The following is a 26,633-nucleotide window of genomic DNA, read 5'->3' on the forward strand; positions in this document are numbered from 1 at the left end:
AGGAACAGTTCCATGAATTCGCCAGCACGCGTCAAGGAAAGAGCAGAAGAACAATCTTCAAGCATGACCACGAATCAGCAGACCGTTATCCGTATGCTCGCCAACGATCTGCATCGCCTCAACTACACCGTCATGAAGGCGGTCGAGGCAGGCGTTTCCGTGGAACTGGTCCGCTCGGCCCGGCATCATGGCGGCGACGGCAACTGGGGCGATCTCTTGATCCCGGTTATCGTCACCCACGACAAATGATGATGCTCCCGACTATCGCCGTCGCCGCCATGCTCACACACTTCTCTTTTGGCAGCGACACAATGTCCGAACTGGCAGTTGCCCGTAAAATTCGATGAAACGGGGTTGATCTGCCACTCGCTTTATGGTCGGATTTCCTCAACTGACCTCCCCGGCTGGCCCTGCCAGTCGGGGCTTATACATTTGAGGCCGGAACGTTAAACTTCGTTCCGGCCTCTATGTCATTGTGGTGAATGCAACACCGCAATGGCTGCTGCAAAGCGGTTGAGCCCATCGGGGCGTGAACTTTCGTTCGTAAAAAAGCAGAACCCTTTGCAGCTTTTGAGGTCTTGTCGCACCGTTGAGGGAGCTTCGCGCTCGTGTATAAGGGAGACCAGCCTCATGTCTTATACTAGCCGTTTTGTCGGCATCGACATATCAAAATCGTCTTTGGATGCCTGCGTTCTGCCGGATGGCCAGACAGTGACCTATCAAAATACGGCAGCAGGCATTGCCAGTTTTCTCGCCTTTCTCGCAACTGTGGACGATATTGAACGTCTGGTTCTCGAACCGACCGGCGGTTACGAGCGCCTTGTCGTTGCCGCCTTGCAGGCCGCGCGATTGCCTGTCGCCAAGGTCAATGCGAAGCAGATCAGGCAGTTTGCACGTGCCTGTGGCCAACTCTCCAAGACCGACAGGATCGACGCCTTCATTCTTGCCGATTATGCAAGGCGCATGGAAACAAGAATTCTGCCACAACGCTCTTCTCAGGAGCGGGCTCTGGCGGATTTTGTCAGTCGTTACAGACAATTGTCGCACATGATCGTGCAGGAGAAAAATCGCCGGGAGAAGTTGACCGGGCGAACGAAAGTCTGGATCGAGGAAAGCCTGCGTTTCCTGCTCGATCAGCGTCAGGCTATCGTGGATGAAATGACGGCTTGCCTGAAAGCGGATGCAGAGTTGGGCCGGAAGGCCGAGGTTTTGATGTCGCTCAAGGGGATCGGCCTACGAACGGCATGCTTCATCCTGGCCGACCTGCCGGAACTGGGGCATACTGACAAAGGACAAATTGCCAAGCTGGTTGGCGTTGCGCCGCTTAATCGCGATAGTGGTCTGATGCGCGGCAAGCGCATGATTGCAGGTGGTAGAAGACATCTGCGCGACGCGCTTTACGTCGCAGCGCTGCCTGCCATTCGTTTCGATCCCGACATGAAGGCATTCTTCACGCGTCTCAAGCAGCAAGGAAAGCCCGGAAAGGTCGCACTTGTCGCCGTCATGCGTAAAATGATCATCATCCTAAATGCTAGAATGCGAGACGCCAACGCAACGGTGCTTGACGCCTAACACCGTTGCTTTTTTTTACATCAGAAGATAATCGACGGGCTGTGGAAGGGCAGGCAGGTTTTCCTCACCCAGTGCTTCCCGCAGATTGATTTCGATTGTTTCGGCGATGGCACCGATGGGCAGATCGTTGGGCAATGTTCCGAACGGCTCCTCCAGCTCATCGCCCAGCGCGTCCAGACCAAAGAAAGTATAGGCCACCAGCGTCGTCGCAAATGGCGTTCCCCAACCGAGCATATCCGCAAAGCCGAACGGTATGAAGAAACAGAACAGATAGGCTGTGCGATGCAGAAGCAGCGTATAGCCGAAGGGAACAGGCGTGAACCGCAACCGCTCGCACGCCGCCTGAACCTCTGCCAATGCGGACACTGAACTGTCCAGCGTCTGGAAATCGACCGGATGCAGAGCGTCTTTCACACGCATATCCGCAAGCACGACACCAAGCCTGCGCAAGATGAAATCGGGCTTGTTGCGGCTTCGAGCCAACCCCTTCCGCTCTTCTTCCGACAGCCATTTGTCGTATTTGTTTGAGCCGCCGGTTCCCTCTGGCCGAAGATGACTAACCATTGCCTGCGAAAACGCAATCGCATAACGGAGCAGCTTTTCCCGCCTGCCTTCCAGTCCCGGCACATTTTCCAGCAACAGCGTCTGACGCGCCAGATTGCGCGTCGTATAGACGAGCTTGCCCCAGATTTTGCGCGCTTCCCACCAGCGGTCATAACAGGCGTTATTGCGAAAACCGAGGAAGATCGAAAGCGCAATACCGAGCAGCGCCAGGGCCGTCCCGTTGTTGACGGCTGGCACCCAGCCGGGAAAAGCGCGATGCGCCCAGACGACCAGCACCGACAGAAGGAAAACCGCAAAAATCTGCGGCAGGATACGCAGGATGATGGAGCCCTTGAGAATAAAGAAGAGCTTCCACAAAGGGGGACGGGGGCGAACGATCATTTCAAGTGGGTCCGACGAAGATGAGCAAATGCAGCCTATACGCCTTCTTGCAACACACGACCAGAAGCACCCTGTATTTTCTTACCGTATAAGAGAATACAAAATTATATTATTCTAAATAACAGTATTAATTCTCATAAAATTGTTCTGACAAATATTATTTCATCAATTTTCATGGGTGAGAAATGTCAATCCAATCCTTGATAGACAATATTGCCTCAAACTCCAATATAGACCCTGGAACCGCCGAGCAAACATTTGGTATATTGCTCTCCATCATCCAACACGAGGCTCCCATTGTCGCGCCGCAAATATTCAACCTGATTCCCGGTGCGCCTGCACTGGCACGCGCCAATGACGTGCTCAACCCCGAAAATCACCATGCGGATGGCATCCTCGGAACAGTTTCCAATGTCGCAGGAAACTTCGCGGGCGAAAGAATAGGCGCACTGGTCTGTGGTCTGACGGCGTTGAAATCGACAGGCATGAGCATGGATCAGACCAATCAGGCGTTCCTGACGGTCATCCGCCATATAAGGCAAAGGGATCGAGAACTTGCGCGAAAGCTCTTTGCTTTCGTCCCGGCGCTGAAAAGCCACTTCAATATTCCGCAAACTGAATCTTGACTGAAAATTCACCGAACCCCAACAAAGCCACGCCTCATGCATTGACGCCGGTGCACCATTGATGGTCCCTGCATCCCGATCCGGCGCAGCAGCCTCCGGGTCGCTTGTAGATGGTTGTCGTGGAAGCCTAACGGCTTACCCGCCAACTGCGGTTTGAACCGCCCCTTGCGGGGGCAAGGAATACGGAATTTTCATGTCTGTTCAGTCTCTCATCGACAGTATTGCAACCAAGATCAACATCGATCCGCAGCTTGCAGAAAAGCTGGCCGGTTCGGTGTTTTCTGTGCTGCAGCACAGCGCGCCTGAAATCGGCAACAAGATTTTCGCGCTCCTGCCGGACGCGCAGCAGCTCGCCGCCGCTCACGACGTGCTCGCAACGGGCACTGGCGGCATCATGGGCGCGCTGTCGGGCCTGATGGATAATGTGGCGGGCGAAAAGATGAGCGCGCTTCTGAAAGCCGCTGCCACGCTTCGTTCCAGCGGCCTCTCCAGCGACCAGATCACCGAAGCAGGCGGACAGGTAATCAACTATGTGCGCGATCATGACCCGAAACTGGTCGACCAGCTGGTGGCGAACGTGCCTGCACTCAAGGGCCATTTCGGCCTCTGATGCATCAAATTTCTTTTGTGTGCGCTTTCTGCGATCGCGCACACAAAAGCTTGCCGGACCCATTTGTCATTGAGGACGGTCACAGCTATCATGCCACTATCGAAATCATTTTCTGGTGATTGATGTCTGCTGATACGACGGAAAAGAAGGTTACGCGCGCCCCGCGTCGCCGTACGCCTGCCTATGTCAAATCTCTTCGCGGTGTGAAGAACTGGAAGCAGGCGACCGAATGGCTTGCCTGGCGTGATATCGAAGACATCGAATGCATCACCCCCGATCAAGCGGGGGTTGCCCGCGGCAAGATGATGCCGTCGAAGAAATTCACCTCCAATACCTCACTGGCTTTGCCTTCTGCCGTCTTCATGACGACGATTTCGGGTGATTATCCGGAAGACGGTTACGGCTTCCACTATCCTGAAGATGACGGCGACCTGAGACTGTTGCCTGATCTTTCCACGCTGTCGGCTGTTCCATGGGAAACCGACCCGACGGCACAGGTTATCTGCGATCTCGTCTATCAGGACGGGCGTGCCGTCGAGTTCACACCGCGCAACGTGCTGCGCAACGTCGTCGCCGCCTACAGCAAGCGCGGGTTGAAGCCGGTTGTTGCGCCGGAAATCGAATTCTATCTGGTGCGCAAGAACCCGGACCCGGATTATCCGCTGACCCCGCCGGTCGGCCGGTCGGGCCGCGCCATTGGCGGCGGACAGGGCTATTCGATTGCGGGCGTCAACGAATTCGACGAACTGATCGACGACATCTACCATTTCTCCGAAGGCCAGGGGCTGGAGATCGACACGCTGATCCACGAAGAAGGCGCTGGCCAGCTTGAGATCAACCTGCGCCATGGCGACCCGGTGGAACTGGCCGACCAGGTATTCATGTTCAAGCGCACGATCCGCGAGGCGGCGCTCAAGCACGATATGTATGCCACCTTCATGGCCAAGCCCATTCAGGGCCAGCCCGGATCGGCAATGCATATTCACCAGTCCATCGTGGACAAGAAGACCGGACGCAACATCTTCACCAATGAGGATGGTAGTGAAAGCGAGGCTTTCCGCCATTTTATCGGCGGCATGCAGCGTCATGTGCCCAACGCGCTTGTCATGTTCGCCCCCTATGTGAACTCCTATCGCCGCCTGACGCCGGATGCTTCCGCACCCGTCAACGTCAAATGGGGCTACGACAACCGCACCACTGCCTTCCGCGTGCCACGTTCCGATCCCAACGGGCGCCGCGTGGAAAACCGCATCCCCTCCTCCGACGCCAACCCCTATCTCGCGCTGGCGGCTTCGCTTGCCTGCGGACTGATCGGCCTTGTGAACAAGATTGAAGCCGAACAGCCTGCGACCACCAGCGTCAACACCAAGGAAATCGAGCTGCCCCGCGGCCTGATCGACGCGGTGGAGCTGTTTGAGGAAGACACGGAGCTGCGCAATCTGTTCGGCAGCTCCTTCGTCACGACCTATGCCGCCATCAAACGCGCAGAGTTTGAAACCTTCATGGAAGTCATCAGCCCGTGGGAACGCGAGTTTTTGTTGCTCAATGTTTAGTTAGGGCAGTAGGGCAGTAGGGCAGTAGGGCAGTAGGGCAGTAGGGAAAAGCTAACCGGGGGATCATGGCAGTCAATTCGTATCGTGATCTCCTTGTTTGGCAGCAAGCAATGGAGATGGTCACCTCAATTTACAAGGTGACCGATTGCTGGCCCAAGGAAGAAATCTACGGTTTAACAAGCCAGGTTCGCCGCGCAGCCGTTTCCGTTCCTGCTAATATCGCTGAAGGGTTTGGGCGAGAAAATCGCGGCTCCTACCAGCAATTCCTGCGCATTGCCCAAGGCTCTCTCAAGGAAATGGAAACGCATCTCCTCATCGCCGAAAGGCTTGGCTTCATGCAGAATGAAACAATTAATTCAATGTTGGTGAAAAGCGAAAGTATTGGCAAACTTCTCAGGCTTCTGATCCGGAAACTCTCCGATCAATAACATAATGCCTTATTGCCCTACTGCCTTACTGCCCTAACCACCCGGAGCCGCCAATGCCCTACCAGTCCCCAATCTCACCCGGCTATTCCTGGTACGAGGCGACTGTTCCCGACCGACCGCAATATCCCGAGATGGATGGCTCGCGGCAGGCTGATGTCGTCGTCATTGGCGGCGGATATACGGGGCTTTCGGCTGCCTATCATCTGGCGAGACAGGGTGTGGATGTCACGCTCATCGACGGAGCGCGGTTCGGCGATGGGGCGTCGGGGCGCAATGGCGGGCAGTTCGGCACAGGCCAGCGCACATGGGCCGAGGACCTTGAAGCCGAATATGGCTTCGAACGCGCCAAGGCTCTGTTCGACGTGGCGGAAGAGGCCAAGGCCTATCTTCTTGCCTTTGCTGACGAACACAGGATCGACATGGAATATGTGCCCGGCCAGATTTCGGTCGTACACAAGCCGCGCTATCTGAAGTCGTATGAACGCCATGTCGAGCTGATGGCAAGCCGCTTCAACTATCAGCATCTGCGTCTGCTTGACCGCACGGAAACAGCGAGCCTCCTCGGTTCAGAGCGCTATTTTGGCGGCGTCTATGACGCAGGCACCGGTCATATCCATCCGCTGAAACTGCTAGTCGGAACTGCAAAGGCTGCCCATGCAGCAGGCGCAAAGCTGTTTGAAGACACCAGAGCCACCAAAATCAGCACCGCAAGCGGACGGGTCGAAGTCGAAACCAACCGCGGAACCATTGTCGCGAAAAACGCCTTCATCGCGGTTAATGCCTATGGCGGCTTGCTTGAGCCGGTCAGCGCATCGCATGTCATGCCGATCCGCTCCTTCATCGGCGCAACAGTGCCGCTCGGCGACGACAGCCCCATTATTCCGGGCGGTGAATCCATCGACGATTCCCGCTTTGTGGTGCGTTATTTCCGGCGTTCGAAGGATGGCAGACTGCTGTTCGGCGGGCGCGAAGCCTATACTGCCGACAATCCACGCGACATCAGCACGCATATTCGCCGCCAGATCGCCGAGATTTATCCGGCACTGGACAAGGTTGAAATCACCCATGCATGGGGCGGATCAGTCGGCATCACCATGCCGCGCCAGCCCTTCGTGCGCGAAGTGATGCCAGGCGTCATTTCCGCAGGCGGCTATTCCGGTCACGGTGTCATGCTCGCCAGTTACATGGGCAAGCTCTACGCGGAAACCGTCGCAGGCAATCGCGACCGGTTGAAACTGTTCGAGGAACTGCGCATTCCGGCCTTCCCCGGCGGTCGCACTTTCCGCTCGCCGCTGCTGTTCCTTGCCCTGTCGTGGTATGCACTGATGGACAGAATATAGGCCATTGCTTGAGCCTACTCATATGGAAAGGCGGAGTGCCAATCAGCGCCCCGCCTTTCTTACCACCGTCCGGTGCTATTCACTCTTTTACGCTACACTCTCACCGACCTTTGCCGCCAAACGCTGATAGGTTTCCTCAACCACGTCGCGTAGTGGAAGAATGCCGCTCAGGCATAACAATGCATGCATGTGCTGGCGGGCACCTTCATAGCCCATGAGCGGCGCACACGGGCTCATGACGATATTGGCTTCATCCGGATATAGTTCCTGATACTCGGCAAAATTCGTGAAGCTTCTATAGCTGTCGCCGCGCATCAGATAGGTTTCCACGGCAGCCCCTTCCGCCAGCACGGCATCATGACTGTCGAGAACGATATTGTAGTAATCGATAGCCGTGTCCATCGCCACCCGTGCTATGCTCTGGCCGTTGACCAGATCCTTCGCGCGGATCAGCACACCATCGATAAGCAGTGCGTGGTTGGGCGAAAGATAAAGGTCGCGTTGCGGGGTTTTGCTGTCGATGGCAAAGCGCTTGACGCGGATCGGCATCACATTCTCATTCCATTGTGAGCCGCCTTTTCTATGGCTCTGCCAGCCCACCCATTTGACCGGGCGCGTTTCACCCCGAGCCGTTGTCACAAGATCGCCGACGGACAATGTCTCCACTGCCACCGGCCCCATCGGCGTTTCGATCAGCGTGCCTTTCAACAGGCAATTGGAGCCGCCGCCACCATGACCACCACCGCCGTGGCCGCCATGCCACCACTTGTTGCCAAGGGCCTGCGACGGACGTGACGACACCATTGAAGCAAACACACCCAGTGCCGCGACCTTGGCGGCAGTGGCGGCTGTAAGACCCAGAAAATGCCGTCGCGCACGACTGCGCGGTGAATGCGCATTCTTTCCTGAAGACATGTATCCCTCCGCTCTTCTCGTTACGGCACCGGCCTGAAAATCAGCGTGGATTTCTAGCAAAGCACGATGCGCAGCTTCAAAAACTGAAGCGTCGTTCCGTGTTGCCCGGATCAGCGGCGCCTCAATGCTTTGCCCCAAGTTTACGAATCTGATCTTAGCCGATCGCGCTCCCGAAAAGATTCCGGCAATCAGGCCATAAGCCTTCTCGAATAGGCGTAAGCCCTACTTCGAAAGGTGAGTTTTTCTGCCATTCAGAGACGCCGCATATACCCGACAGCGCTGATCGAGGTTAAGGCCGCTCATGCAAGTGTGATTTGTCAGCCTTTTAAAAATAGTATACCCCCCTATTCTAATAGAAAGGCTGTTTCAATGAGCGTGCATCATCATACGAACCATTCCGGCCATCACCTGAATTCCAGACATGAGCATGTCTTCCTGGGCGAAAATCACCGACGCAACGAAAAGCGCACCTGGATCGTGATCGCCATCACGGCAACGATGATGGTCATCGAAATCGTTGCTGGAAACCTTTATGGCTCCATGGCGCTGACCGCCGATGGCTGGCATATGTCCACCCATGCAGCGGCAATGCTGATTGCGGCCCTTGCCTATCTCTATGCACGCAAGCACGCACATAATTCGCGCTTTACCTTCGGCACGGGGAAGCTCGGCGATCTGGCGGGATTTGCCAGTGCAATTGTTCTGGCGCTGATCGCCCTCTTGATCGGCTGGGAAAGCTTCTGGCGTTTCACCGCTCCGGTAAACATCAATTTTCACGAAGCCATTCTGGTCGCGGTCATCGGGCTTATCGTTAACCTCGTCTGTGCCTGGCTTCTCAGAGACGATCATTCTCACCGCCATGGCCATCACCACCATGATCATGGTGATGATCATGCGGGAGGCCACGACCGGAACCTGCGCGCAGCCTATATGCATGTGCTCGCCGATGCTCTGACGTCGGTTCTTGCCATCGCAGCGCTTCTGCTGGGCAGTCTTTACGGCTGGCTCTGGCTCGATCCGGCAATGGGCATCGTCGGTGCGCTGGTGATCGCAAACTGGTCATGGGGATTGATAAAAGACACTGGCTCAACCCTCCTCGATTATCTGCCCGAGGACGAAGACCTGCCAGAGGAGATTACGGAAATCATCAATCGTGAGGGTGGAGAAATTGCCGATCTGCATGTCTGGCAACTCGGGCCGGGTCATCACGGGGCCATTGTTTCAATCATCGCTGAAGAACCAAGAGCGCCTTCCTATTACCGGAAGAAGCTTGCGGCAATCCATGATTTGTCGCATGTGACAGTGGAGGTGGAAGCGCGCGCCGCCTGAATATGGAGCATGTCTCCCAAAAGAGAGAACCGGTTTTGGGAGACATGCATGAATGCCAGCAACATTGCCATGAAGGATCGAAGCTTCCATGACCCACACCATCCGCGAAAAGCAGAAGCTCATCAACCGCGTGCGCCGCATTCGCGGCCAGCTTGAGGGTGTGGAACGGATGCTCGAAGAAGAGAAGGGCTGCGCGGAAGTCATGCAGGTGATTGCGGGCGTACGCGGCGCGGTCAACGGGCTGATGGCGGAGGTGATTGAAGACCATATTCTGATGCATGTTGCCGATGGCTCCCTTCCGCAAAAAGAGCGCGACGAAGGTGCAGGCGAACTGGTCGACGTGGTGCGCGCCTATATGAAATAGGCTTTCAGAACCCGGCTTCGTGTCAAGACGTACTTTTATCGTCACAAGGACAGCGCAACATTTCTGCGCCGGATGATTTCCCCTATTGCGTGCAATTGGAAAAATACTAACCTTCCAACCGTGGCATAGCGAGTCTATGTCGGGGCTTGGAAGGAAATATGATGAAAAAGAAAATGATTGTTGCGGCTGCTATCATGGCCGCAATGGCGACGCCTGCGCTGTCGGCAGATCTCGGCGTGTCGTTCCAGTGGGGACCGACGAAGAAATGCTTCGATTCAAAGTCGCCGCCGTTCAACATCACCGGCGTTCCAAAGGAAACGAAAACGCTGACGTTCCGCATGGTAGATCGCAATGCGATGGACTTTCAGCATGGCGGTGGCAAGGTCGCCTATAATGGCAAGGCCGCTATTCCCTATGGCGCATTCCGCTACAAGGGGCCTTGCCCTCCAGGCGGTTCCCACAACTATTCGTGGACGGTGAAGGCGCTCGACGCCAGCGGCAAAACGCTTGCCGAAGGCAAAGCAGCGAAGATGTTCCCGTAAGGACTTCATCGTGTGCCAAGGGAAGCTGTTGACATGCGCCCGAAGCAGGAATAGCTAGACGGCATGAACAAAGCACTCATCAGCACCCGGTCTTATTACGCCCCGCTCATATAGCGGCGGGTTTGCTTTGTCATAGTTCAACCGCTGCATTGCCAGCGGTTGAGTTTCAAGGACAGCGCCTCTGGCCATGCGGCCCTAAAGAGGTCAGTCCATGTCTCGCGACAACAATCAGCATATGAAAATTGGCATTATCGGCTTTGGTGCATTCGGGCAGCTTATCGCCCGTCACCTGAACCCGTATTTCCAGTTATATGCTTACGATCCTGCCGCAGGTCTTGAACAGACGGCGCAGATGCATGGCGTCACCCTGACCTCTCTAGAAGAGGTCGCCCTCTGCGATATCGTCATCCTTGCAACGCCGGTCGCAACGCTTGACCGCGTGGTGGAAATGATCGCCCCGCATCTGCGCCCCGGTGCGCTTGTTCTCGACGTCGGCTCGGTCAAGGTCGGCCCCGCCGATATCATGCGGCGCGGCCTGCCTGCGCATGTCGATATCGTCGCCACACATCCGCTCTTCGGTCCGCAGAGTGCACGCGACGGCATAACAGGTCTGAAAATCGCCGTCTGTCCCGTACGCGGCACGCGGTTTCACCGCGTTGCGGCCTTCCTGAAAAGGGAACTTGCGCTCGATGTCATCATAACAACGCCGGAAGATCATGACCGCGAGGCGGCAATGGTTCAGGGGCTGACGCATCTGATTGCCAAGGTTCTGGTGCAGATGGAGCCGCTACCAACCCGCATGACAACGAAAAGCTTTGACCTTCTGATGCAGGCGGTCGGCATGGTCCGTCACGATGCGCCGGAAGTGTTTCAGGCCATCGAGCATGCCAATCCCTATGCTCCGCAGGTGCGCAGGCGTTTCTTTGAACTGGCAGACCGCGTCAATGCGGAACTGGCGCGGCCCGATCCGGTCATAACGCAGAACCGGGCCGCAGAGGAGGCTACAGAGGCATTTCGGAAGTCTGCTTGACCGTCTGGCTCGGCACGTCGGTCTTCAGGTTCTGAACGCCCTTGATCCGGCTCAGATATTCCGACTGGAAGCGGCGGTAATCCTCGATATCCGCCGCAACCACCCGGATCATCGCATCATAATCGCCGAGCATGAAATAGCATTCGAGCACCTGCGGCAGCTTCAATATCTCCTTGGCGAAGGTCTGCAGCGTTTCCTCATCCTGCTGGTCCAGCCGGATGCGCGTGAAGAAAGTCAGCCCCTTGCCGACCTTGGCCGGGTTCAGGACCGCAACATAACGGTCGATCACGCCCGCCTCTTCCAGAAGCTTCACCCGCCGCAGGCACGGAGACGGCGAAAGACCGACCTCGCGCGCGAGATCATTGTTGGCAATGCGACCGTCGCGCTGCAGTACGCGCAGAATCCGTTTGTCAATCTCATCCAGCTTCATTGGCGTTCAATTCCATTTATGCCAATCTTATTGGCATTCCCTGCCAAATATTGATGCATAAGGGCATAATTCGCAACCAAATTGCTCGCGAAATTGGATATAGTCGCGAAACTTCTCAAGCAAATATGCAAGAGACTGAGCAAGGGGCGGTTGTTAACCAGCGACCAGCCAACGGGAATTTTATGGATATTTCACAGGCCTATGTGCCTCGAAAAAGCAGATCCGGGCGCGGCTCGGAATTCCGTCGCGGGGCCGCAGCCGGTCTGCCTGTTCTGCTTGGCATTATTCCCTATGCGCTGGTTCTGGGCGCGCAGGCCGCACAAAAGGGCCTCAGCGTCATTGAAGTCCCCATGATGACCGGGCTGAACTTTGCAGGCGGATCGGAATTCGCGGCCATCCAGCTCTGGACCTCGCCGCCGCATGTCCTCCTGATTGTTGCGATCACCTTTCTGGTCAACAGCCGCCATCTGCTGATGGGCGCGGCTCTGGCGCCGTTCATCCGCCATCTGCCCAAGCGCAAGGCTTTTGCGAGCCTGTTTCTGATGTGCGATGAAAGCTGGGCGCTCGGCCTTGCGGATGCCAAACGTCGCCGGTCGAAAGGCGTCAATCCGGCGCTGAGCCTCACCTTCTATGCCGGTGTGGCCATACCTTTCTACCTCGCCTGGGTCGCCTTCACGACGCTTGGCGCAGCCTTCGGCCCGATGATGGGAGACCTGCGCCCCTATGGTTTCGACATGGCATTCCCGGCAGTGTTTCTGGTGCTGCTGGCGGGCATGTGGAAAGGTTTTGCGGCAGCGCGCCCATGGCTGGTCAGTCTTGTGGTGGCCGCGCTGACCTATCTCACCATTCCCGGCGCCTGGTATGTCGCCGCCGGTGCCTTGTCCGGTCTTGTTGCAGCCTATCTGCTGGCAGGTGAAGAATGATCGATCCATTAGCTGTTCTGACCATCGTTCTGATGGCAAGCGTCACCTACCTCACGCGGATCGGCGGCTATGTGCTGCTGCGCAACCGCACGCTCAGCAAGCGTGCGACGGCGGTGATGGAAGCCGCCCCCGGCTGTGTTCTGATTTCGGTCATCGCGCCCGATTTCGTGTCCGACAAGCCTGCCGACCTGATCGCGCTTGCAATCACGATCTTCGCAGCGACGCGCTTTTCCATGCTTCCAACCGTGCTGATCGGCATTGGCGCGGCAGGCGCCTGCCGCTATCTGATCGGGTAAAGCATGTCTCCCGAAAGTGGAGACCGGTTTCGGGACAAAGACATGCGTGAAAACAAATAAGCATGTCTCCCAAAAGTGGGAACCGGTTTTTGGATAAAGACATGCCTGAAAGCAAATAAGCATGTCTCCCGAAAGCGGGAGCCGGTATTGCTCAGTGCAGGTGCTTTAGCTTGTCCGGGTTGCGCACCACATAGATGCCGACAATCTTGCCGTCCTCAATATCGAGAGCTGTCGTCTGGATTTCGCCATCGGCTTCACGCGTGATGATGCCGGGCAAACCATTGATGAAGACCGTACGCAAAAGCGTGGACTGGTTGCCACGGAAATAGCCTGCCAGTTTCTCGTGGGTTTTCATCACCTCGTCGAAGCCGAAAACAGGCTTCGGGAAAGCCGGGCGCTTGCCGCCGCCATCAGCCTGAAGGTTGACATCGGCTGCCAGCATCGCACCAAGCGCATTCATATCGCCGCTGCGCGACGCGGTGAAAAAGGCCTGCGCCAGTTCCAGCCCGCGCTGCTTGTCGACCTGAAAACGGGGACGCTCGTCGCGCACATGCTTGCGGGCGCGTGCAGCAAGCTGACGGCAGGCGGCAGCATCGCGCTGGATTGTTTTGGCTATCTCGTCGAAATCCAGCCCGAAGACATCGTGCAGCAGAAAGGCGGCGCGTTCCAGTGGCGAGAGACGCTCCAGCGCCAGCATGAGCGGAAGGGTAACATCATCATCCGCTTCCTCTTCGACAACCGGATCGGGAATCCACGGCCCGAAATAGGTTTCGCGCTGGTTGCGCCCGGATTTCAGAAAATCGAGGCACAGGCGGGTTACGGTGCGGCGCAGAAAGGCTTCCGGCTCACGCACCTCGCTGCGGTCGGCGTTCATCCATCGGATGAACGCCTCTTGCACCATATCCTCGGCATCGGCAACCGAGCCCAACATGCGATAGGCAACGCGGATCAGTTTCGGGCGCAGCGGATCGAAGCTTTCGGCTGCATCGCCTTGCGAGGATATGTCGACCATCAGACGGCTGCCTTTACTGCCGGCTTCTTGGCTTCCGGTTCGAACCAGAGACCAAAGCCAACCGCCATGCGGTTCCATCCATTGATGATGTTGATCATCAGCGTAAGGTTCACTTGCTCCTCCTCGGTGAACTGTGCTTGCATGGCAGTGCGGGCGTATTCCAGATCATGGCCTTGCGACAGGCGGGTCAGCGCGTCGACCCATCCCAGAGCCGCACGTTCGCGCTCAGAGTAGCACGGTGCTTCCCGCCATGCCGACAACAAATAGATGCGTTGTTCGGTCTCGCCAAGAGAGCGTGCTTCAAGCGTATGCATATTGATGCAATTGGCGCAGGCATTGATCTGCGAGGAACGGATTTTGACAAGCTCGATCAGGCTCGCTTCCAGACTGGATGCGATGGTCATCGAAGCGTTCATCCAGGACTTCATCGTGGCAGGGGCAACATTGAACGGGTTGAGCAGAGGGGTCATGGTATCGTTCCTTTCGGTTCAAGGGGTTCGATAGACATGACGAGGCAGCAATGCCGTATGTGACATTCGGCAGAAAAAAATTTTGAATGCCCGATATTTCGGCTTTCGTGCGTCATCCGCTGGTTCTGTCGGTTCCATAGTTATCGCTTGCCGAACCCGACCAAAGCGCGTGAAACGCACCTCCCATGAAAGCCAGCGGGGCGATTATGAGCGGTCCGTTCGTAAGTACCAAATAAAGCGCATGCGGTCACGGACGTTGCCACCGGTAGCTTCGTAAGCCGCAAAAGTGTCGGCGAATGCTTTGCGCCCTTCTTCGATAAAGTCGTAGCGATGGCTGATATCAACCATCTGCTGGCGTGCGGCTGTTGCGGAGAGTGCGACGCGCTCGGCCCAAGTTAAGCCGTATGGCTCGCCCATCAATGCATTTACCTCTACCCAATAACATTCGCAGGTACCTTCCGGCATGAGGAATTGCAGTTGCCCACCAACGTTGAGAAGGCCCAATTTCTCGGCTTCATCGATCACCAGAGGTATCGTTTCAGGTTGCCAGCCCCATTCACCGCCGCTGCGGCAAGCAGCAGAACGCAGCGTATCCGGGAGAAACATCTCAGGCGCGCCTTTCATGCGGCAAGGCTATACATCTTCCATAAGTCGTCAACATCTGATTCAGTGTCGGCATGAGATCGGTACGATCTGGCCGCCCCCGAATGGGGCATGAATCCAAGTCAGACCAATCTGTGCGCCCCTCTCCTGTCCCCTCCTTCGCTCCGCTCACTTCTTCCTCCGTTTCCCAATCCGTCTCTCCTTTCTCAGCGTCCCCGCTCCTTTCTTGTTCTCCTGAGCCCGATCTCGACAACCAGTCTCCCTACCCCTTCCCCCCTCTTCCTCTCCTCTACCTTCCTTACGGTCCACCTACGTTGACAGCATACCAACTAGTCGGTATTATTTTATAGAAGGTTTTTAACCCGGCTATTCCGGACGGAATGAGGCAGCAGAAGACTGCAACCGGAACCGGGAGGCATCGGTTTACATCCGGGATAATGAACGCGACATGAGGAGGAGCTATTATGAAAAATGCGTCCACCAACAACAACAGTCCGGTACGTCCCGTCATCACAGCATTTGAAAAATCACCTGATCGCGGCCGGGGAATGGCGCGTGAGATGCCTGTTCGATGGGCGCTTGAAGAGACCGGGCGGGACTATGATGTGCGCCTCGTCTCGTTTGAGGCGATGAAAGCCAGCCCACATCTCGATCTTCAACCCTTCGGGCAGATCCCCACCTATGAAGAGGGTGATCTGGCGCTGTTCGAATCCGGCGCGATCGTGCTTCATATCGCGGAACAGAACCCCGGCCTTCTGCCGGATGACGCCAATGGTCGCGCACGCGCCATCACATGGATGTTCGCCGCGCATAACACCATCGAACCGGTGATCGTCGAGCGGGAAACGGCCGGCTTCGTGGAACGGCAGGAAAGCTGGCATATGCAGCGCATGCCAATGGTGGAAGCGCGTATCCGCAAAAGACTGGACGCACTTTCCGCTCGTCTCGGCAATAATGACTGGCTGGAGGGCGCGTTCAGCGCCGGTGATCTTCTGATGGTGACCGTGCTACGCAGGTTGAAGAGTTCAGGCATGTTGAACGGCTACCCGAACCTTGCAGCCTATGTCGCGCGCGGCGAAGCCCGCCCTGCCTTCAAGCGTGCATATGACGCCCAGCACGCGGTTTTCCTCGCCGCATCGAAAGATTGAGCCTGTCCGGGCTACCGTCTATCCGCAGTCGAGCTCGCTCAATATCCATTCCCTGAATGCGCGCACCTTAGGCGTATTGCGACGGGATTTGGGGTACACGAGCCAATAAGCGCGTCCATCATCGCCAAGAATGTCGAAAGGCTGGATAAGCTGGCCGGTGGCGATTTCGATCTGGTGGAAAGCAGGCGTGAGAATGCCCACGCCCTGCCCAGCGACCGTCGCTCGCCCTTCAATATGCTGCGCTCCGAGGCGGCTCTGCGTATTGCCCTGCAATTGCGGGTTTTCAATCCCCACCGCCTTGAACCAGATTTTCCACCACGGGTCACTCGCGTCGATGATCTTGAGCCGCAGCAGATCGGCAGGTTCCTTCACTCCGCCGATGGTTGCGGCCAGAGCCGGGCTCAGCATGGGTGTGAAACTCGCCTTGATGAGCTGATGCGCTTCCAGCCCCTGCCATTTGCCGAAACCGCTCCTGATCGCAATGTCCACGTTGGACGTTGCGAAATCAATGACGCTGTCGGACGTATCGAGCCTGACCGCGAGCGACGGATGCCGCATCTGGAACGAGCCAAGCCTATGTGCCAGCCAGTTGGCGGCAAAAGTGGCGAGCACGCTGATCGAAAGCGTGCCCTCCGCATCTTCCCGCAGGCTGGCAAAGGCATTGCGCATTGTCTCGAACGCTTCCGTGATCGCGGGCGCAAGCTGCTTGCCAAGTTCAGTCAGTTCCACCTGTCGCGGCATACGCAGAAACAGGGGCGCGCCGACGCGCTCCTCCAAGATCTTGATCTGATAACTGACCGCAGCCTGTGTCATGCCCAGTTCCTCCGCAGCGCGGGTAAAACTTGCATGGCGGGCGGCGGATTCAAAAACCCGAATGGCCGATAAAGGGGGAAGCGCTGTCGTCATGATGCATAAGTCCTCCTTATGCATACTAATCGAGGTTCAATTGGAAAACAAAGGTTTTCAGGCGCATACCTATAGGCACAGTTTAACGAGCAGCTGCCTCCCACAGCCGCTTCATTCGATAGGTAAGGTCATGAAAAACCTCGATTCTGCCTGCACAACCGTCACAGCACCCGCCATGAGCCATGCGACGAACAGTGGCTGGAGCGCGCTATTCTCCCGCCTGTTTTCGCGCAAACGCACTTATGCCGTCATCACCGAACATTCGCCGGAATATCTCCTGCGCGATATCGGTATCAGTGACGGGCGCACGCAATATTATTCACGCGACGGCCATAGGCTGCCCGAATGGCGGTGACCGTGTCACGCGCTGATGACGGCAAAGCCTCGCGCCTTGAGGCCGCGGCGGTCCTCGTGCAGATTGCTGACGAGGCGGCTTCGGCTGCCGTCCAGATGCGCGCTCATCAACGCCGCCGCCCTGTCGGCATTTCCATCGCGCACCGCGTCGAGAATGGCGCGGTGTTCGGCCCATGCGCGAGCCAGCGCCGTCTCGTCGCGCACCTCCAGCCAGCGCGCCCGTGAGAGGCGCTGCATGGCATCGCGCACGCCGCGGCTGAGAAACTCGTTGCCGGACAGGCGCGCCAGCTCGATATGAAAATCCATGCCGATCCGGTGCCATTCCTCGCGTGACGTGCCGGCATCGCAGCTATCCAGCATCGCCAAAATCAGCTCCACGCCGCTGCGATCTTCAAGCGCACAGGTGAGCTTCAGCGCGGCAATTTCCAGCGCTTCACGATAGACACCGATCTGTTCGATTTCGCTGAGATTTATCGGCGAAACCGTCCAGCCGCGCCCTTCGCGACAGATCAGTCCTTCCGCCTCCAGCCGCAAAAGTGCTGCCCGGATCGGCGTGCGTGAGGCTTCAAACTGCGCCTCGATCCAGCGCTCGGTCAAACGTTCGCCCGGCCCCAGTTCCAGACCGAGGATCATGTCGCGAAGTTGCGTTTCAACCTGCCTCATCTGTGACATTGGCGACCATTCTCCTCTTATACCAAGGCGCTGAGATGCTAACGCATCACGCCTTGAAAATGCTCAATCACCGCACGGGCTTGGCCAAAACTCCAAGAGTGAAGGCTCTTCGAGTTTTGGTTTTCCATCCGCACTGCAATTGACAAGCCTGATCAACAGGCGCATTCATGTATACCATTTTGGTATCCCAAAATGGTATACATTGCAATCGCGAGACATGACATGAGCACCGCCCAAGCCGCTGCAAGCGACGAAACCGTCGCCACAGCCCGCCAGGAAAATGTGGCCACTGAGGAAAACCACGAACGATACTGGAAGCAGAACCTGCTGATCTGCCTCATCGGTTCGTTCACCACGCTCATTGCCATGTCGCTTCTTCTCCCCTTCCTGCCGCTTTATGTAGAACAGCTCGGCGTCACCGATCATGCGGCAATCGTGCAATGGTCGGGCGTCGCCTACGGCGCGACCTTTCTGGCCGCAGCCTTCGTCGCACCGCTGTGGGGCAGGCTTGGCGACCGATACGGGCGCAAGCTGATGCTGATCCGCGCGAGCCTCGGCATGGCCATCGCCATGTCGCTGATCGGCATGGTGACGAGCGTCTGGCAACTGGTGGCACTGCGCCTGTTCGTGGGCATTGCGGGCGGCTATTCGTCCGGCTCGATGATCCTCGTCGCCACTCAGACGCCAAAGGAAAAGACCGGCTGGGCGCTGGGCGCGCTCTCGGCTGGCATCATGGCAGGCAATCTGGCTGGCCCCTTGCTCGGCGGCGCACTGCCGCCACTGATCGGCATTCGCGCAACCTTCTGGCTGGCGGGCGGCGTGATTTTCCTCACCTTTCTGGCCACCACATTCCTGATCCGCGAAGAGCGCAAGCCACCGAAGCCGACCAAGGAGCAGAAGGCGGAATCCATCTGGGCAGCGATCCCTGACAGGAAACCGGTCATCGCCATGCTGGTGACGGGCATGCTGCTGCTTTTCGCCAATATGTCGATCGAGCCGATCATCACCGTCTATGTGATCCAGCTCATGGACGACCAGACGAAAGTGACACTCATCTCCGGTGTGGTGATGGCTGCTGCCGCGCTCGGCAGCATCATGTCGTCCTCACGGCTGGGCCGTCTCGCCGACCGCATCGGCCATACACGCGTCATCATCGGGGCACTTTCGGTTTCCGCGCTGCTTCTGATCCCGCAGGCTTTCGTGACGGAAGCCTGGCAGTTGATCGGCCTGCGTTTTCTGATGGGGCTGGCGCTGGGCGGATTGCTGCCCTGCATCACCAGCGTCATCCGGCACAACGTGCCCGACCGCGTGGCGGGCGGCATTCTCGGCTATTCCGTCTCGGCCCAATATGTGGGCCAAGTTGCAGGTCCCGTCGCTGGCGGTTTCGTCGGCGGTCACTTCGGCATGCGGTCCGTATTCCTCGGCACATGCCTGATCATGGCTCTCGGCGCATTTTATAACTGGACCGTCCTGCGCAAGAACCCGTAGTTTCCGTTATCCCCCGAATCCCAAAACCCACGGCAGAACCAGGATGACAGCACATATCTTCGCGCCTTTCGCAACGCTTGCCGAAAGCCTTCTGCCCCATGCGCTCGAACATGGCGAGGATGGGTCGCACGACCTGTCCCACCTTGCCCGCGTCTGGAAAAATGCTGCTGCGATCCAGCGCCAGGAAGGCGGCGATGCCGAAGTTCTCTGCGCCGCGGCCCTGCTGCATGACTGCGTGAGCGTGGAGAAGAATTCGCCTGACAGAAACCGCGCTTCGCGACTGGCGGCGGAAAAGGCAATAACCTTGCTGCAGAACCTCGGCTGGAATGACGCTCGCATCGGCCTCGTCGCCCATGCCATCGAGGCACACAGTTTTTCGGCCAATATCGAGCCCGTCACGACAGAAGCGAAGATTCTGCAGGATGCCGACCGGCTAGATGCCATCGGCGTCATTGGTGCTGCCCGGTGTTTCTACATTGCAGGCCGCATGGGCAGCGCGCTTTACGACTGGCGCGACCCGCACGCCGAAAACCGCCCGCTAGATGACAAGCGCTTTGCGCTCGATCATTTCCGCACGAAACTGTTTGGCCTCGCCTCCGGTTTCAAGACGGAAACCGGAAAGCTGATGGCCACTGAACGACACAGTCGGCTGGAAGCCATTCTTGACGACTTCCTTGCCGAATCCGACAGCTAGATTGAATAGCCACCGTCGATATTCAATGCCGTCCCCGTCACCATGGAGGCGGCATCCGAGGCTAGCCAAAGCGCAGCCTCTGCCACATCCTCCGGCGTCGAAAACCGGTCGAGAGGAATGGTGCGTTTCAGCGCTGCACGCGCCTCCGGGGTGTCTTCCTCCAGAAACAGCTTCAATGCCTCACCGTCGCTTTCAGCCGGGCAGATGCAGTTCACGCGGATATTCTTGTCTGCCAGTTCCAGCGCCATCGCCTTGGTCGCGCTGATGATCCAGCCCTTGGACGCGCTGTACCAGACGAGGCCCTTGCGCGGACGCAGCGCGGTTGCCGAAGCCGTATTGATGATGACGCCGCCGCCCTGATGCTCCATGATCGGCACAACGATCTGCGTCGAATAATAAAGCGCTTTCATATTCACGGACGAGATCAGGTCGAAACTGTCCTCCGTCACTTCCGTCAGCGGCATGTTGCGATGCGTGAAACCGGCATTGTTGACCATGATGTCAATGCGACCGAACGCTTCGAAGGCCGTGCGCGCCACGCGCTCCATATCATCCTTGCGAGAAACATCCGCCTGCACGGAAAGGGCGTTCTTGCCAATATCGGCAAGTTCATCCTCGACACGTTTTACGTTCACATCAGCGAGAATGACCTTTGCACCTTCGGCTGCAAATCGGTGCGCCATGCCTGAACCGAAGCCCGAACCGGCACCGGTAATGATTGCGACCTTATCCTGCAGCCTCTTCATGTCATTCTCCTTTTGAGCATTTCCCGTAAAGTGCAATCACTTGTATCCAGATTATTTGTTTCAATATGGCGTAAAGAACCTGAACCAAAATGAACATGTCATGTATGCACAACCCGTTAATCCGTCAATTATGGCAGGGCGCCTTCAATTTCGTGCGATTGCGGCATTGCGACTGTTGAATTTAAATCGATTAGATAATAGACAAGGGCAGCTTGAAAATCGCATGCTGCCCGTAGGCAGACTGATTTGCGCAAGTGGATTGAATTTGACGTTTGCACTCCGCCTGAATGAGATGCTGTTTCAAACGTCAAATTCGAAAAATCCACTAGATACATAAAGTCACTAGTGGTCTTTGCAATTCCGACATTTGCTCGGCGCCTGTATCAGAGGAATGCAATTGTCGGAATCAGACCACTAGAAGAGAAGAGAGCGATAGATGACCAGCCAGACAATTCCGGTAGAGCCTTTCGACTGCATCGTGTTCGGTGGTTCCGGCGATCTTGCCGAACGCAAGCTCATCCCGGCACTGTATCAGCGCCAGCGCGCGGGCCAGCTCACCGACCCGACGCGCATCATCGGCGCATCGCGCAGCGCCATGACCGATGACGAATATCGGCAGTTCGCCCGCAATGCCATCCATGAGCATGTGAAGGCCGAAGAAGTCGACGAGAAGGAAGTCGAAAAATTTCTCGCCCGCCTCAGCTATGTGGCTGTCGATGCCAAGTCGGAAGAGGGCTGGGATGCGCTCAAGACCTTGATTGGCAAGAAGCCGGAAAAGATTCGCGCCTTCTATCTCGCCGTCAGCCCGACGCTCTTCGGCGATATCGCCACGCGCCTGAAGGCGCACAGCCTGATTACCCGTGATACGCGCATCATCGTGGAAAAGCCGATCGGTCGCGATCTGGAATCCGCTATGGCGCTCAACGATACGCTGGGCAGCGTTTTCCGCGAAGACCAGATCTTCCGCATCGACCACTATCTCGGCAAGGAAACCGTGCAGAACCTGATGGCGCTGCGCTTTGCCAATGCGCTCTATGAGCCGCTGTGGAACTCCGCCCATATCGACCATGTGCAGATCACCGTTGCCGAAGCCGTTGGCCTGGAAGGCCGCGCTGGCTACTACGACAAGGCAGGCGCGTTACGCGACATGGTGCAGAACCACATCCTCCAGCTTCTCTGCCTCGTTGCGATGGAGCCCCCTTCATCGATTGAAGCCGATGCCGTCCATGATGAAAAGGTCAAGGTTCTGCGCTCGTTAAAGCCGATTACCAACCTTAACGTCGAAGATATGACGGTACGCGGACAGTATCGCGCCGGTGCTTCGGCAGGCGGTCCGGTGCGCGGCTATCTGGAAGATCTGGAAAGCGAGACCAGCAATACCGAAACCTTTGTGGCGCTGAAGGCTGAAATTGCCAACTGGCGCTGGGCTGGCGTTCCTTTCTATCTGCGCACCGGCAAGCGGCTTGCCACGCGCGTTTCGGAAATCGTCGTTACCTTCAAGCCGATCCCGCATTCCATCTTCGGTGAAAGCGCTGGCAAGGTGATGGCCAACCAGCTCGTCATTCGTCTCCAGCCGGATGAAGGCGTGAAGCAGTGGCTGATGATCAAGGATCCGGGTCCTGGCGGTATGCGCCTGCGCCACGTGCCGCTGGATATGAGCTTTGCCCAGTCTTTCAGCGAACGCAATCCGGATGCCTATGAACGTCTCATCATGGATGTCGTTCGCGGCAACCAGACCCTCTTCATGCGCCGCGACGAAGTCGAAGCGGCATGGCGCTGGGTCGATCCGATCCTTCAGGGATGGGAATTGAACAGCCAGCCTGTGCAGGGCTACACAGCAGGAACATGGGGCCCATCGTCCTCCATCGCGCTCATCGAGCGTGACGGGCGCACATGGCACGAAAGCCTCTAAAAGCATTTCCAGCAAAAGTGCGCAGCGGTTTTGCGTAGGATAATGCGAAAAACAAAGAGATAGAGCGGCTTCACGATTTTATCCGATTGGAACCGCTCTAGTTTCTGCTTTGGAAAGGAATGGAATGAACATCGAACGTCACGACTTCACCAGCGGAACGGAACTGGCGCAATCGCTTTCTGAGGCAATTGCAATCAAGCTGGCAGCCGCAATCGCTGAGCGGGGGCAGGCCACACTGGCCGTCTCCGGCGGCACCACGCCGTTGAGACTGTTCGAGGTGCTATCACGCAAGATGATCGACTGGAACCTCGTCACGATCACCCTCGTTGACGAGCGTTTCGTACCCGTCGAAAGCGACCGTTCCAACGAAAAGCTGGTGCGCGAGCATCTTTTGCGCGATCATGCGGGCGTGGCCAAGTTCGTTGGCCTCTACAATCCGGCGGCGACGGTCGAAACGGCGGCGCTTGCTGCCGCCAGCCGCATCGATGCGTTGCGTCGTCCTTTCGACGTGGTGGTGCTTGGCATGGGCAATGACGGTCATACTGCCTCCTTCTTTCCTGGTGCCGACCGGCTGGATCAGGCGATCAACTCGGAAACAAGGGCGCTTGTGCTGCCTATCCATGCCGAGGGCGCTGGCGAAAAACGCCTGACCCTGACCCTTCCCATTATTGCCGAAGCCGACATGGTGGTTCTGCATATCGAAGGCGCTGCCAAGCAGGCAACGCTGGAAAAGGCGCTTTCCGGCGATGACGAGAATGAAATGCCCGTGCGGGCTGTCTTCCACCATGCACGCACACCGATCCAGCTCTACTGGACAAGTTAAACTCGATTCAAGCCAGATTGGCACAGGTGATACCCATGCCCACCGAGACGGCCCATAAACGCATTCAGGAAATCACCGCGCGCATTCGCGAACGGTCCAAGCCGACACGCGAAGCCTATCTTGGCCGTGTGCGCGAGGCTTCATCCAGCAAGCCAAAGCGCGCCGTTCTGGGCTGTGCCAATCTCGCGCATGGTTTCGCCGCCTGCGGCCCGTATGACAAGGCGGCGTTGATCGGCGACGAGATTCCAAACCTCGGCATTATCACCGCCTATAACGACATGCTGTCGGCGCATCAGCCATTCGAAACCTTCCCGCAACTTATCAAGCAGGCTGCGCGCGAAGCGGGTGGCGTGGCGCAGGTTGCAGGCGGTGTGCCTGCCATGTGCGACGGCGTCACTCAAGGGTTCGCGGGCATGGAACTGTCGCTGTTCTCCCGCGAGGTGATCGCGATGGCAACCGCCGTCGGCCTGTCGCACGACATGTTCGATGCAGCCGTCTATCTCGGCGTCTGCGACAAGATCGTTCCCGGTCTTATCATTGGTGCGCTGACCTTCGGCCACCTGCCCGCAGTGTTCGTGCCTGCCGGGCCGATGACCAGCGGCCTGCCGAACGACGAAAAAGCCAAGACCCGTCAGCTCTATGCCGAAGGCAAGGTCGGACGTGCCGAGCTTCTGGAATCGGAATCGAAGTCCTATCATGGTCCCGGCACCTGCACCTTCTACGGCACGGCCAATTCCAACCAGATGCTGATGGAAATCATGGGCCTGCATCTGCCAGGTGCATCCTTTATCAATCCGGGCACGCCGCTGCGTGATGCCTTGACCCGCGAAGCCGCCAAGCGAGCATTGGCGATCACCGCCTGCGGCAATGAATATACGCCGGTCGGCGAAATGCTGGACGAACGTTCCTTCGTCAATGGCGTCATTGGTCTCAATGCGACCGGCGGCTCGACCAACCATACCATCCACCTGATCGCCATGGCGGCGGCTGCCGGTATCAAGCTGACATGGCACGATATTTCCGAGATTTCGGATGTGGTGCCGCTTCTGGCACGCGTCTATCCGAACGGCCTTGCCGATGTGAACCATTTCCATGCCGCTGGCGGCATGGGTTTCCTGATCCGCGAATTGCTCGATGGCGGCATCCTGCATGAGGATGTCCGAACTGTCTTCGGCGAAGGTCTGCGTCCTTACGCCATCGAGCCGAAGCTTGGCCCCGATGGCACGGTCGTGCGTGAGCCGGTGCCGGAAAAAAGCGGCGACGAAAAGGTGCTGGCGAAGATCCATGCGCCATTCCAGCCGACCGGCGGCCTCAAGGTTCTGACCGGCAATATCGGCAATGCGATCATCAAGGTTTCCGCCGTGAAGCCGGAGCGTCAGGTCATTGAAGCGCCCGCCAAGGTGTTCAACGATCAGGCAGAAATGCAGGCCGCGTTCAAGGCTGGCGAGCTGACCGGCGATTTCATCGCCGTGGTCCGCTATCAGGGTCCGAAAGCCAATGGCATGCCCGAGTTGCACAAGCTGATGACGGTTCTGGGCATTCTGCAGGATCGCGGCCAGCGTGTGGCCCTTGTCACCGACGGTCGCCTGTCCGGTGCATCAGGCAAGGTTCCCTCCGCCATCCATGTCACGCCGGAAGCACTTGATGGTGGCGTCATCGGAAAAATCCGCGACGGCGATGTCATTCGTCTGGATGCCGTGAACGGCACTCTCGAAGTTCTCGTCAATCTCATGCTGCTGAATGATCGCGGTGAAGATCGCCCTGATCTTTCCGGCAACGAACATGGCATGGGACGCGAATTGTTCCGCGCCTTCCGCCAGATCGCCGGCCGGGCTGACGAAGGCGCTTCGGTGTTCTGAAAACAGCCGGAATGAAATTGAGGCAAAACAGCGATTTAAGCTGTTTTGCCTCTCAAACCATCAAAACCGGAATAAACTTACGCAAAAAGCACAGTTGAATTGTGTCAAAAAACTGGCTTTTTCACGCCAGCAGTGCGGCAGGCGGCGGTCAGCGTATTTGCCATCAGCATGGCGATGGTCATCGGACCGACGCCACCCGGAACCGGCGTAATCGCTCCGGCGACCTTTTCGGCTTCCGCAAAATCGACATCGCCGACCAATCGTGTCTTGCCTTCACCCCGTTCGGGAGCCGGAATGCGATTGATACCGACATCGATCACCGTTGCGCCGGGCTTGACCCAATCGCCCTTGACCATTTGCGGACGACCGACCGCCGCCACCAGAATATCCGCCGTGCGGGCAATCGCAGGCAGGTCTTTCGTGCGGCTATGCGCAACCGTAACGGTGGCGTTGGCGGCGAGCAGAAGATTGAACATCGGCTTGCCAACAATGTTGGAACGCCCGATCACCACCGCATTAAGGCCCGAAAGATCACGGCCATGGACGCGCTCGATCATAATCATCGCGCCCGCTGGCGTGCAGGGAACGAAGGCGGTTTCCACCTCGCCAGTGCCAAGCTTGCCGACATTGATGAAGTGAAAGCCGTCAACATCCTTGTCGGGCGAAATCGTCTGGATCACCCGGCCTGAGTCAATGTGCCTCGGCAACGGCAATTGCACCAGAATGCCGTGAATGGCGGGATCGTTGTTCAGGCTCTCGATCAGGTCGAGAAGCTCCTGCTCCGACGCCGTTTCCGGCAGATCGTGCTGCACCGAGTGGAAACCGCATTCCTTGGCCTTCTTGCTCTTGGACGCGACATAAACCTGACTTGCCGGGTCTTCGCCGACAATAACCACCGCGATGCCGGGCACAATGCCGGTCGCGGCCACGAGCTTTTCGGTTTCGGTCTTCACCGTGGAAACCACATCCTCGGCGAGCTTCTTGCCATCAATCAATTGAGCCATAGCGAGCGCTCCGTTCTTTTGTGATATCGGGCTTAAGTG

30 protein-coding genes are annotated in these 26,633 nt (G+C 57.3%); 20 read left to right on the forward strand and 10 right to left on the reverse strand.

What is annotated here, in order from left to right; translation table 11 throughout:
• Positions 1–12 precede the first annotated feature (12 nt).
• Both MKS82_RS21450 and MKS82_RS21455 read left to right on the forward strand, forming a co-directional pair.
• Positions 13–249: an SMc00767 family acetate metabolism repressor gene (locus tag MKS82_RS21450; RefSeq protein ID WP_109986288.1), complete on the forward strand. Its 237-nt coding sequence runs from the start codon at positions 13–15 to the stop codon at positions 247–249.
• Positions 250–630: 381 nt separating this feature from the next.
• On the forward strand, positions 631–1,572 hold the full coding sequence (locus MKS82_RS21455; protein ID WP_024897869.1) for an IS110 family transposase: 942 nt from the start codon (positions 631–633) through the stop codon (positions 1,570–1,572).
• Between the two features lie 15 nt (positions 1,573–1,587).
• Here MKS82_RS21455 and MKS82_RS21460 read toward each other — a convergent pair whose 3' ends face one another.
• Positions 1,588–2,517 (reverse strand): bestrophin family protein, encoded by a 930-nt coding sequence (locus MKS82_RS21460; RefSeq protein WP_109989565.1) that lies wholly within the window; start codon positions 2,515–2,517, stop codon positions 1,588–1,590.
• Positions 2,518–2,702: 185 nt separating this feature from the next.
• Between MKS82_RS21460 and MKS82_RS21465 the strand changes: the two genes are divergently transcribed.
• The 5 genes from MKS82_RS21465 to MKS82_RS21485 all read left to right on the forward strand — a co-directional run bounded on the left by MKS82_RS21465 (position 2,703) and on the right by MKS82_RS21485 (position 7,074).
• Positions 2,703–3,143 (forward strand): hypothetical protein, encoded by a 441-nt coding sequence (locus MKS82_RS21465; protein WP_109989537.1) that lies wholly within the window; start codon positions 2,703–2,705, stop codon positions 3,141–3,143.
• A 193-nt stretch (positions 3,144–3,336) separates the two neighbouring features.
• On the forward strand, positions 3,337–3,753 hold the full coding sequence (locus MKS82_RS21470) for a hypothetical protein (protein ID WP_109989538.1): 417 nt from the start codon (positions 3,337–3,339) through the stop codon (positions 3,751–3,753).
• Positions 3,754–3,875: 122 nt separating this feature from the next.
• Entirely contained in the window at positions 3,876–5,306 is a 1,431-nt protein-coding gene (locus tag MKS82_RS21475; RefSeq protein ID WP_061346947.1) for a glutamine synthetase family protein, read from the forward strand.
• Positions 5,307–5,371: 65 nt separating this feature from the next.
• Entirely contained in the window at positions 5,372–5,734 is a 363-nt protein-coding gene (locus MKS82_RS21480; protein WP_109989539.1) for a four helix bundle protein, read from the forward strand.
• 53 nt (positions 5,735–5,787) lie between these two features.
• Entirely contained in the window at positions 5,788–7,074 is a 1,287-nt protein-coding gene (locus tag MKS82_RS21485) for an NAD(P)/FAD-dependent oxidoreductase (RefSeq protein WP_109989540.1), read from the forward strand.
• An 87-nt stretch (positions 7,075–7,161) separates the two neighbouring features.
• Here MKS82_RS21485 and MKS82_RS21490 read toward each other — a convergent pair whose 3' ends face one another.
• Positions 7,162–7,989, reverse strand: a complete 828-nt coding sequence (locus MKS82_RS21490) for a Hint domain-containing protein (RefSeq protein WP_109989541.1) — start codon at positions 7,987–7,989, stop codon at positions 7,162–7,164.
• Between the two features lie 369 nt (positions 7,990–8,358).
• Here MKS82_RS21490 and dmeF point away from each other — a divergent pair, with 369 nt between their 5' ends.
• From dmeF to MKS82_RS21510, 4 genes are all read left to right on the forward strand, one after another.
• A complete protein-coding gene (gene dmeF / locus MKS82_RS21495) occupies positions 8,359–9,318 on the forward strand; it encodes a CDF family Co(II)/Ni(II) efflux transporter DmeF (protein ID WP_109989542.1) in 960 nt (319 codons plus the stop codon).
• Positions 9,319–9,406: 88 nt separating this feature from the next.
• Positions 9,407–9,682 carry a metal/formaldehyde-sensitive transcriptional repressor gene (locus MKS82_RS21500; RefSeq protein ID WP_105544021.1) on the forward strand — a complete coding sequence of 92 codons (276 nt, stop codon included), beginning with the start codon at positions 9,407–9,409 and terminating at the stop codon, positions 9,680–9,682.
• Between the two features lie 158 nt (positions 9,683–9,840).
• Complete coding sequence (locus MKS82_RS21505; RefSeq protein ID WP_240579214.1) at positions 9,841–10,224, forward strand: YbhB/YbcL family Raf kinase inhibitor-like protein; 384 nt, start codon at positions 9,841–9,843, stop codon at positions 10,222–10,224.
• A 211-nt stretch (positions 10,225–10,435) separates the two neighbouring features.
• Positions 10,436–11,254 (forward strand): prephenate dehydrogenase, encoded by an 819-nt coding sequence (locus MKS82_RS21510; RefSeq protein WP_109989543.1) that lies wholly within the window; start codon positions 10,436–10,438, stop codon positions 11,252–11,254.
• Here the strand turns inward: MKS82_RS21510 and MKS82_RS21515 are convergent.
• Positions 11,226–11,684 carry an Lrp/AsnC family transcriptional regulator gene (locus MKS82_RS21515; protein WP_006473061.1) on the reverse strand — a complete coding sequence of 153 codons (459 nt, stop codon included), beginning with the start codon at positions 11,682–11,684 and terminating at the stop codon, positions 11,226–11,228. The two genes, MKS82_RS21510 and MKS82_RS21515, sit on opposite strands and share 29 nt — an antisense overlap.
• A 182-nt stretch (positions 11,685–11,866) precedes the next feature.
• Here MKS82_RS21515 and MKS82_RS21520 point away from each other — a divergent pair, with 182 nt between their 5' ends.
• Entirely contained in the window at positions 11,867–12,607 is a 741-nt protein-coding gene (locus MKS82_RS21520) for an AzlC family ABC transporter permease (protein WP_109989567.1), read from the forward strand.
• Complete coding sequence (locus MKS82_RS21525; protein ID WP_010659133.1) at positions 12,604–12,903, forward strand: AzlD family protein; 300 nt, start codon at positions 12,604–12,606, stop codon at positions 12,901–12,903. Before MKS82_RS21520 ends, MKS82_RS21525 begins: the two co-directional genes overlap by 4 nt.
• A gap of 151 nt (positions 12,904–13,054) precedes the next feature.
• On the opposite strand, the gene MKS82_RS21530 is transcribed toward MKS82_RS21525, so the two are convergent.
• The 3 genes from MKS82_RS21530 to MKS82_RS21540 all read right to left on the reverse strand — a co-directional run bounded on the left by MKS82_RS21530 (position 13,055) and on the right by MKS82_RS21540 (position 15,009).
• Positions 13,055–13,915: a sigma-70 family RNA polymerase sigma factor gene (locus MKS82_RS21530; protein ID WP_109989544.1), complete on the reverse strand. Its 861-nt coding sequence runs from the start codon at positions 13,913–13,915 to the stop codon at positions 13,055–13,057.
• Positions 13,915–14,385: a carboxymuconolactone decarboxylase family protein gene (locus MKS82_RS21535; protein WP_109989545.1), complete on the reverse strand. Its 471-nt coding sequence runs from the start codon at positions 14,383–14,385 to the stop codon at positions 13,915–13,917. The genes MKS82_RS21530 and MKS82_RS21535 overlap by 1 nt, the downstream gene beginning before the upstream one ends.
• Before the next feature lie 204 nt (positions 14,386–14,589).
• Entirely contained in the window at positions 14,590–15,009 is a 420-nt protein-coding gene (locus tag MKS82_RS21540) for a hypothetical protein (protein ID WP_181394336.1), read from the reverse strand.
• 443 nt (positions 15,010–15,452) lie between these two features.
• Between MKS82_RS21540 and MKS82_RS21545 the strand changes: the two genes are divergently transcribed.
• Positions 15,453–16,136: a glutathione S-transferase family protein gene (locus MKS82_RS21545; protein WP_109989546.1), complete on the forward strand. Its 684-nt coding sequence runs from the start codon at positions 15,453–15,455 to the stop codon at positions 16,134–16,136.
• 18 nt (positions 16,137–16,154) lie between these two features.
• On the opposite strand, the gene gcvA is transcribed toward MKS82_RS21545, so the two are convergent.
• Entirely contained in the window at positions 16,155–17,042 is an 888-nt protein-coding gene (gcvA, locus tag MKS82_RS21550) for a transcriptional regulator GcvA (protein WP_109989547.1), read from the reverse strand.
• A gap of 130 nt (positions 17,043–17,172) precedes the next feature.
• Between gcvA and MKS82_RS21555 the strand changes: the two genes are divergently transcribed.
• Positions 17,173–17,397 carry a hypothetical protein gene (locus MKS82_RS21555; protein WP_109989548.1) on the forward strand — a complete coding sequence of 75 codons (225 nt, stop codon included), beginning with the start codon at positions 17,173–17,175 and terminating at the stop codon, positions 17,395–17,397.
• Between the two features lie 5 nt (positions 17,398–17,402).
• Here MKS82_RS21555 and MKS82_RS21560 read toward each other — a convergent pair whose 3' ends face one another.
• Positions 17,403–18,068 carry a GntR family transcriptional regulator gene (locus tag MKS82_RS21560; protein ID WP_109989549.1) on the reverse strand — a complete coding sequence of 222 codons (666 nt, stop codon included), beginning with the start codon at positions 18,066–18,068 and terminating at the stop codon, positions 17,403–17,405.
• Positions 18,069–18,290: 222 nt separating this feature from the next.
• Here MKS82_RS21560 and MKS82_RS21565 point away from each other — a divergent pair, with 222 nt between their 5' ends.
• Complete coding sequence (locus MKS82_RS21565; RefSeq protein WP_109989550.1) at positions 18,291–19,556, forward strand: multidrug efflux MFS transporter; 1,266 nt, start codon at positions 18,291–18,293, stop codon at positions 19,554–19,556.
• Between the two features lie 43 nt (positions 19,557–19,599).
• The gene (locus tag MKS82_RS21570) at positions 19,600–20,250 is read left to right on the forward strand and encodes an HD domain-containing protein (protein ID WP_109989551.1); all 651 of its coding nucleotides are present in this window, start codon (positions 19,600–19,602) and stop codon (positions 20,248–20,250) included.
• On the opposite strand, the gene MKS82_RS21575 is transcribed toward MKS82_RS21570, so the two are convergent.
• On the reverse strand, positions 20,247–20,996 hold the full coding sequence (locus MKS82_RS21575) for an SDR family oxidoreductase (protein WP_109989552.1): 750 nt from the start codon (positions 20,994–20,996) through the stop codon (positions 20,247–20,249). The genes MKS82_RS21570 and MKS82_RS21575 overlap by 4 nt on opposite strands.
• Positions 20,997–21,432: 436 nt before the next feature.
• On the opposite strand from MKS82_RS21575, the gene zwf reads away from it, so the two are divergent.
• The 3 genes from zwf (at position 21,433) to edd (ending at position 25,590) form a co-directional block, all read left to right on the forward strand.
• Positions 21,433–22,908 (forward strand): glucose-6-phosphate dehydrogenase, encoded by a 1,476-nt coding sequence (zwf, locus tag MKS82_RS21580; protein WP_109989553.1) that lies wholly within the window; start codon positions 21,433–21,435, stop codon positions 22,906–22,908.
• Positions 22,909–23,032: 124 nt separating this feature from the next.
• Positions 23,033–23,731 (forward strand): 6-phosphogluconolactonase, encoded by a 699-nt coding sequence (pgl, locus tag MKS82_RS21585; protein ID WP_109989554.1) that lies wholly within the window; start codon positions 23,033–23,035, stop codon positions 23,729–23,731.
• Positions 23,732–23,766: 35 nt separating this feature from the next.
• Positions 23,767–25,590 carry a phosphogluconate dehydratase gene (gene edd / locus MKS82_RS21590; RefSeq protein ID WP_109989555.1) on the forward strand — a complete coding sequence of 608 codons (1,824 nt, stop codon included), beginning with the start codon at positions 23,767–23,769 and terminating at the stop codon, positions 25,588–25,590.
• Between the two features lie 104 nt (positions 25,591–25,694).
• Here the strand turns inward: edd and folD are convergent, their stop codons facing one another.
• Entirely contained in the window at positions 25,695–26,594 is a 900-nt protein-coding gene (gene folD / locus MKS82_RS21595) for a bifunctional methylenetetrahydrofolate dehydrogenase/methenyltetrahydrofolate cyclohydrolase FolD (RefSeq protein ID WP_109989556.1), read from the reverse strand.
• Between the last annotated feature and the right edge of the window lie 39 nt (positions 26,595–26,633).

The organism is Ochrobactrum sp. A-1 (assembly GCF_022488005.1).
In the GTDB taxonomy this organism is placed as follows: Bacteria; Pseudomonadota; Alphaproteobacteria; order Rhizobiales; family Rhizobiaceae; genus Brucella.